General features: G+C 67.0%; 6 protein-coding genes. 2 read left to right on the forward strand and 4 right to left on the reverse strand.

All coding sequences use genetic code 11. The features are described 5' to 3' along the window. The first annotated feature begins 301 nt into the window (after nucleotides 1–301). Entirely contained in the window at nucleotides 302–1561 is a 1260-nt protein-coding gene (gene fabV, locus AC1DJN_RS19280; RefSeq protein ID WP_442252154.1) for an enoyl-ACP reductase FabV, read from the forward strand. Between the two features lie 118 nt (nucleotides 1562–1679). Here fabV and AC1DJN_RS19285 read toward each other — a convergent pair whose 3' ends face one another. The 3 genes from AC1DJN_RS19285 to AC1DJN_RS19295 all read right to left on the reverse strand — a co-directional run bounded on the left by AC1DJN_RS19285 (nucleotide 1680) and on the right by AC1DJN_RS19295 (nucleotide 5570). Further along, nucleotides 1680–3749 carry an EAL domain-containing response regulator gene (locus tag AC1DJN_RS19285; RefSeq protein ID WP_478039832.1) on the reverse strand — a complete coding sequence of 690 codons (2070 nt, stop codon included), beginning with the start codon at nucleotides 3747–3749 and terminating at the stop codon, nucleotides 1680–1682. A 91-nt stretch (nucleotides 3750–3840) separates the two neighbouring features. Beyond that, entirely contained in the window at nucleotides 3841–5025 is a 1185-nt protein-coding gene (locus AC1DJN_RS19290) for a BaiN/RdsA family NAD(P)/FAD-dependent oxidoreductase (RefSeq protein ID WP_032977610.1), read from the reverse strand. Beyond that, on the reverse strand, nucleotides 5022–5570 hold the full coding sequence (locus AC1DJN_RS19295; RefSeq protein ID WP_025875114.1) for a YaeQ family protein: 549 nt from the start codon (nucleotides 5568–5570) through the stop codon (nucleotides 5022–5024). The genes AC1DJN_RS19290 and AC1DJN_RS19295 overlap by 4 nt, the downstream gene beginning before the upstream one ends. A gap of 180 nt (nucleotides 5571–5750) precedes the next feature. Between AC1DJN_RS19295 and AC1DJN_RS19300 the strand changes: the two genes are divergently transcribed. Next, nucleotides 5751–6620: a pseudouridine synthase gene (locus tag AC1DJN_RS19300; RefSeq protein WP_313115391.1), complete on the forward strand. Its 870-nt coding sequence runs from the start codon at nucleotides 5751–5753 to the stop codon at nucleotides 6618–6620. A 13-nt stretch (nucleotides 6621–6633) separates the two neighbouring features. Here the strand turns inward: AC1DJN_RS19300 and AC1DJN_RS19305 are convergent, their stop codons facing one another. Continuing rightward, on the reverse strand, nucleotides 6634–7122 hold the full coding sequence (locus AC1DJN_RS19305) for a YaiI/YqxD family protein (RefSeq protein ID WP_127563463.1): 489 nt from the start codon (nucleotides 7120–7122) through the stop codon (nucleotides 6634–6636). Nucleotides 7123–7138: the final 16 nt, after the last annotated feature.

Below are 7138 nucleotides of genomic sequence, written 5' to 3' on the forward strand. Positions count from 1 at the left end.
CGGGGTGGGTCCGGTTGAGGGGGCGTGAGCCGCATGGATGCGGCGACCGAGCTTACATGGACGTACTTGCAGCGTCCCCCTCAACCGGACCCACCCCGCCAACCCACAGGAACCCAGCTTCTGCCGTTGACGTTGCCTCTGCGGGTGCAGGGTGCAACCCTGCAGAACAAACTCCACCCTACGCCGCCGTCGGTTGTGCAATCTTCCCCCGCGCACTACGATCCTGCGGTTCGCGCGCACGCGCGCGCCACGTATTCCTGCTGAGCGCCCCGCGCGCCGCACCTGCCAACCCGAGGTCTTCATGGTCATCAAACCGCGCGTCCGCGGCTTCATCTGCGTCACCACCCACCCGACCGGCTGCGACGCCGCCGTCAAGCAGCAGATCGACTACATCCGTGCGCGCCCGCCGATCCAGAACGGCCCCAAGCGCGTGCTGGTGATCGGCGCCTCGACCGGCTACGGCCTGGCCGCGCGCATCACTGCCGCCTTCGGCAGTGGCGCGGCAACCCTGGGCATCTTCTTCGAGCGCCCGGGCAGTGAAACCAAGCCGGGCACGGCGGGCTGGTACAACTCGGCGGCGTTCCACAAGTACGCCGACGAAGCGGGTCTGTATGCCAAGAGCATCAACGGCGATGCGTTCTCCGATGAGGTGAAGGCCAAGACCATCGAGATGATCTTGGCCGATCTCGGCCAGGTCGACCAGGTGGTCTACAGCCTGGCTGCACCGCGCCGCAAGCATCCCAAGACGGGCGAGATCATCAGCTCCACGCTGAAGCCGATCGGCGAGCCGATCACCCTGCGTGGCCTGGATACCGACAAGGAAGTGCTGACCGAAACCCACCTGCAGCCGGCCACCCCGGAAGAAATCGCCGGCACCGTCGCGGTGATGGGCGGCGAGGACTGGCAGATGTGGATCGACGCGCTGGCCGATGCCGGCGTGCTGGCCAACGGCTGCACCACCACGGCCTTCACCTATGTGGGCGAAGAGATCACCCAGGCGATCTACTGGAACGGCTCCATCGGTGCTGCCAAGAAGGATCTGGACGACAAGGTGCTGGGGCTGCGCGAGAAGCTGGCCAGGATCGGCGGCGATGCGCGCGTGTCGGTGTTGAAGGCGGTGGTGACCCAGGCCAGCTCGGCCATTCCGACCATGCCGCTGTACCTGTCGCTGCTGTTCAAGGTGATGAAGGAAAAGGGCACCCACGAAGGCTGCATCGAGCAGCTCGACGTGCTGTACGACATCCTGTACGGCGCCAAGGCCGATGGCGTGGCGGTCGATCGCCTGCGCCACGACCTGGTCGATGGCGATGGCCATACCGTTGCGCTGATCGATGAGGAAGGCCGCCTGCGCGCCGACTACAAGGAAATGGCCGCTGACGTGCAGGGCAAGGTGCTGGCGCTGTGGCCGCAGGTGACCAACGAGAACCTGTACGAGATCAGCGACCTGGCCGGCTACAAGGCCGATTTCCTGCGCCTGTTCGGTTTCGGTGTCGAAGGCGTCGACTACGAAGCCGACGTCAACCCGGACGTGAAGATCGACAACCTGGTCGATCTGACCTGATCAACGGAAAAGGCCGGCGCAAGCCGGCCTTCTTTATGGGTAGCGCCGGGCCATGCCCGGCGAGCGCAGCGGTCTGCGGGCCACCCGCCGGGCATGGCCCGGCGCTACCGGTGAGGTGTCAGCCGAACTCGAAGTTCATCGCCGGCGCTGCCGGGCCGACGAAATCGCCCTGCACGTAGTCCACGCCGGCACTGAACAGCAGTGTCATCGAGTTGGCGTCGCTGACGAACTCGGCGATGGTGCGGATGCCCGCTTCCTGCGCGCGTGCGGTTATCTGGCTGACCCGGTCGATGTTCTCGCGGGTGGCGGCCAGGTCGCTGGTGAAGCCGCGATCAAGCTTGAGGAACTGCGGCTGGAAGTGGGCCAGCAGCTGGAACGAGTCCAGGCCCGAGCCGAACTGCTCCAGGCCGATCCGGCAGCCGAGCGGTGCCACTTCCGCCAGGAACTGCTGGGCACTGCGCAGGTGGGTGAACACCTTCGATTCCGGTGCATGCAGCCACAGGCGTTCGCCCGGCACGCCGTGCGCCTGCAGCTGCTGGCGCAGCGTGGCGATCATCTTCGGATCATCGAACGATTCCGGCGTGACCTTCACCAGCACCTGGGTGGGATGACCCTCGCGGGCACGCGCGCCCAGCACCGCGATTGCCTGCGACACGACCCAGCGGTTGATGTCCGCCAGCAGGCCATGTTCTTCGGCAATGCCGAGGAAGGCGGTCGGGCTCAGCAGCTCTCCGTTGTGTTCCAGTCGCAGGTAGGCTTCATACAGCTCCAGCGACTCGCCCTGCAGGTTCAGCACTGGCTGGTAATGCAACTGGAAGCCATCGCCTGCCAGGGCTTCGCGGATACGTGCGACCCAGCGCTGCACGCGCTCTTCCTCCACGCGATCAACAGCGGCCGGGTCGAAGATGCGGCAGGTATTGCCGAGGGCGGCTGCGGCCTGCGTGCATTCGCTGGCGCGCGCCAGCACCTGGCCGATGCTGGCGATCTTCTCGCCCACCTGCACCCCGCCAATGCTGACGGTCACCGTGGCCGAGCGCGCGCCGATGCTGAAGACGTGTGCGGCGTAGGCTTCGCGGATGCGCTCGGCCAGTGCCACGGTCTGCGCATAGGGGCCGGACTGCAGTACGGCGAAACTGTGTTCGCCGAAACGGGCCAGCTGCGCATCGTCGCCAACGACGTCGGCCAGCAGGGCGGCGAGSGCGSCGATCAGSGCRTCGGCCGARKCCAGKCCGATATCCGGSAGCAGGCGSGCGTAGTGGTCCGGYTCGACCAKCAGCAGGCCGAACTGGCCTTCGCTGCGMCCGGCCTGGGCAACCGCGTCCTCGACCTGCAGCATGAAGGTGGGGCGGTTGAGCAGGCCGGTGACCTGGTCGCGCTGGCGCAGGTCCTCGACCTCGCGCGCCAGCTCCGGGTCGAATTCCATGCGCCGGCGGAACACCACCTGCAGGCAGGATTCGCCCTCGTAGGTGGCTGCGGTGAATTCCATCGTCGCTGGGAAGGCGCTGCCGTCCTGGTGGCGGGCGTCCAGCTGATACTGCGGCGGAGGCGCTTCGCCGCGGCTGAGTGACTTCAGCAGCTGCTTGAAATCATCCACGTGCTGGGCGGCAACCATGTCCAGCAGCGAGATGCCTTCGACYTCCTCGAAATCCTCGTAACCGAACATTTCCAGGTAGGCATCGTTGGCGCGGATATGCATGCCTTCGTGGACATAGGCAATCGGCTCGCGCGAAGAGGCGATCAGCGCGTCGCAGCGACGCTCGGTCTCGCGCATCTGCGCTTCGATCCGGCGCAGGCCGCGCCGCGCCTGCAGGTCGACCCACTGGTCGCGGACCACCGCCAGCAGGTGTTCGGCGCGCTGGCGCAGGGCGAGGGCGCGAACCCCGTTGCTGCTGGCCTGTACCAGTTCGTCCTCGTCGATGCGTTCGGCCAGCAGCACCAGCGGGATGTCCTTGCCGCTGGCGGCGATGTGCTGGGCCACCAGTGGCAGCGGAATGCTCTGCGAGGGCGCAGCCAGCACCAGGTCGATCGCCTGGCTGGCCAGCACCTGCGACAGCTCGGCCGAGTCCTGCGGGCGCCATGGGCGCACGGCGATGCCGCTGTTGCGCAGGGTGCTGACGATGGCTTCGGCGTTCTCGCCGCTGTCATCGACGATCAGCAGGCGGATGGTGATGTCGTTCGCGTTCTGCATGCACTGCTCCCCAATCTGCAAATCTAGATACACGATGCGTGGCGGCGCGTCCATGCGCGCAACGGTTGCGTGCATGGAACGGCGATGCGGTTCACACCACGCCGCCGGCCGCGTGCCCGCTGGCCCAGGCCCACTGGAAGTTGTAGCCGCCCAGCCAGCCGGTCACGTCCAGCACCTCGCCGACGAAATGCAGGCCGGGTACGCGCTTGGATTCCAGCGTCGAGGAAGAGACCTCGTTGGTATCGACGCCGCCCAGGGTGACTTCGGCGGTGCGGTAGCCCTCGGTGCCGCTGGCCACCAGTGGAAACGCTGAAAGCACCTGTGCGGCCTTGCGCAGGTCCGGCTCGTCCAGCTGGCGTACCGGGCGGTCGGGCAGCCAGTGCTCGCACAGGCGCTGCGCCAGCCGCTTGGGCAGCACATCGCCCAGCACCGTGCGCAGTTCCGCGGCGGGGCGTTCGCGTTTCATCTGGCGCAGCCATTCGGCGGCATCCTGGCCGGGCAGCAGATCCAGCGACAGCGCGTCGCCGGGCTGCCAGAACGAGGAAATCTGCAGGATGGCCGGGCCACTGACGCCACGATGGGTCAGCAGCATGAAGTTGCGGAAGCGGGTGCCGTTGCTGCTGGCCTCGACCGGCAGGGCGACGCCGCTGAGCTCGGCCAGGCGCTCCTGGTGGGTGCCGCTGAGGGTCAACGGCACCAGGCCGGCGCGGGTGGGCAGCACCTGGTGGCCGAACTGGCGCGCGATCTCATAGCCGAATCCGGTTGCACCCAGGCTGGGAATGGACAGGCCGCCGGTGGCGACCACCAGCGAGGCGCAATGGAACAGGCCGTGCGTGGTGTGCACGCGGAAGCCGTCAGTGCCGTGCTCGATGCGCTCCACGCTGCACTGCGTGCGGATCTGCACGCCGGCCTGCTGGCATTCGTCCACCAGCATCTTCACGATCTGCTTGGACGAGACATCGCAGAACAGCTGGCCCAGTTCCTTCTCGTGATAGGCGATGCCGTGGCGCTCGACCATCTCGATGAAGTGGTAGGGCGAGTAACGCGCCAGTGCCGACTTGCAGAAATGCGGATTGGCCGACAGGAAGTTGGCCGGGGTGGTGCCGGTGTTGGTGAAGTTGCAGCGGCCACCGCCGGACATCAGGATCTTCTTGCCGATCTTGTTGGCGTGGTCGATCACCTGCACATGCCGGCCTCGCTGGCCCGCCGTGATCGCGGTCATCAGCCCGGCAGCGCCGGCACCGATCACCAGCACGTCGCAGCGGATCGTGCTCATGCCTTGGCGCGCTTTCGCCAGTTGGGGATCACGTCCAGCTGCATCTGATCGTTGAGCAGCTGAACTTCGGCGTCCTGGATCAGCACGCTCCAGCGCATCGCACGCTGGATCTGCTGGCCCCACAGATCGACGAAGCCGCCGTCCAGATCGACCACCGACAGGTTGTCGAAGCGGGCCAGGCCCTTGCCCTGCTTCTGCCACCAGATGTCCGATGCATTGCCGCCGTAGTTGACCACCTGCACCTGCCGGCTGCGGTTGCTGGCCTTGCGGATGCGCGACTCGTCCGGATGGCCGAGGTCGATCCACTGCAGGATGTCGCCGGTGTAGTCGTGTTCCCACAGGTCCGGCTCGTCGTCGGTGCTCAGGCCGCGACCGAATTCCAGGCGGTCGCCAGCGTTCAGCGCGAAGGCGAGCAGGCGCACCATCAGGCGTTCGTCGGTTTCGGACGGATGCTGGGCCAGGGTCAGGTTGTGGGTCGCGTAGTAGCCGCGATCCATGTCGCTGATCTGCAGTTCGGCCTTGCGGATGGTGGCGGTGAGGGCCATGAAGATCCAGAGGGGTAAAGACCGTCAATGATAGAGGTTTGCCCCGGGGGTGTCCGGTATGGGGGTGTCGGCAGGGCCTGATCGGTGGCACGCTGGCCGCCCTGATGCTTCTGGCGTGTCCTGTCGTATGTCCCTTTCACGTCCGCGCCGTCTGCAGAGCGATGGCGCCCCGATCGCGCCATGACCACGCCCAGCCGACTGCAGCTGCCGCCCGGTGACTGGAATTCCCTGCTGGACGGCCTGTGCGCGCGCTTCCCGCGCATCGACCGGCTGCAATGGGAGAGTCGCTTCGCACGCGGGCGGATACAGGACGCACAGGGCAGGGCGCTGGCACCGGACATGCCGTGGCAGGTGGGACTGGAGATACGCTACTTCCGTGAAGTGGCCGATGAGCCGGTGATTCCCTTCGAAGAGAACATCCTTCATCACGACGCGCACCTGCTGGTGGCCGACAAGCCGCACTTCCTGCCGACTGCGCCGGCCGGCGCATTTGTGCGCCAGACCCTGCTGGCGCGCCTGGTCGAGCGCACCGGCAACGCCGACCTGGTGCCATTGCACCGGCTGGACCGGCTGACGGCCGGCCTGGTGCTGTTTTCCACCCAGCCGCAAACGCGCGACGCGTACCAGAGGCTGTTTCGTGAGCGCCGCATCGAGAAGACCTACGAGGCGCTGGCGCCGGCCATGCCGGACCTGCGGTTTCCGCTGGAGCGGCATAGCCGGCTGCAGCCGGGGGAACCGTTCTTCCGTATGGCTGAAGTTCCCGGCGAGCCGAATGCGCTGACCCGTGTCGAGGTCATTGAGGCGCACGGTCCGGTCTGGCGCTACCGGCTTGCGCCCGAATCCGGGCGCAAGCATCAGCTGCGCGTCCATATGGCCGCGCTCGGGGCGCCGATCCTGGGGGACGAGCTCTATCCGCAGCTGCACGTGCGGCCAGAGGGTGTGGCCGAGCCGCCGTTGCAGCTGCTGGCGCAGGCGTTGGCCTTCGATGATCCGTTGACCGGCCAGCGACGCAGCTTCCGCAGCACGCGCACCTTGTGCGTTCCCGGCTGACGCACAGCCGGATTCACCTGCCCGGGCGTCGCGCCAGCCAGCGGTCCAGCTCGGCAGCGAACAACTGGCGGTCACGCGCGCCGAGGGGCGGTGGCCCGCCGGTCTGGACGCCAGCGCCACGCAGTTCTTCCATGAAATTGCGCATCGACAGCCGCTCGGCCATGTTGTTGGGGGTGTACAGCTGGCCGCGCGGGTTCAGGGCCACGCCCTTCTTCTCCAGCACTAGGGCCGCCAAGGGGATGTCCTGGGTGACCACCAGGTCGCCGGCGGCCACCCGCTCGACAATGGCGCTGTCAGCCACATCCAGTCCCTGCGGAACCTGGATGGAGCGCAGCCAGCGCGAAGGCGGGGTGCGGATCCACTGGTTGGCGACCAGGGTYAGCTCCACGCCGACCCGTTCAGCTGCGCGGAACAGGATGTCGCGGATGACAACAGGGCACGCGTCTGCGTCCACCCAGATGCGGGGGAGCAGGGGTTCAGCTCGGGTTTCAGCTTCAGTCATTTACCCAGTGTAGGGT

This window comes from Stenotrophomonas sp. 05L414_2, from assembly GCF_056397905.1.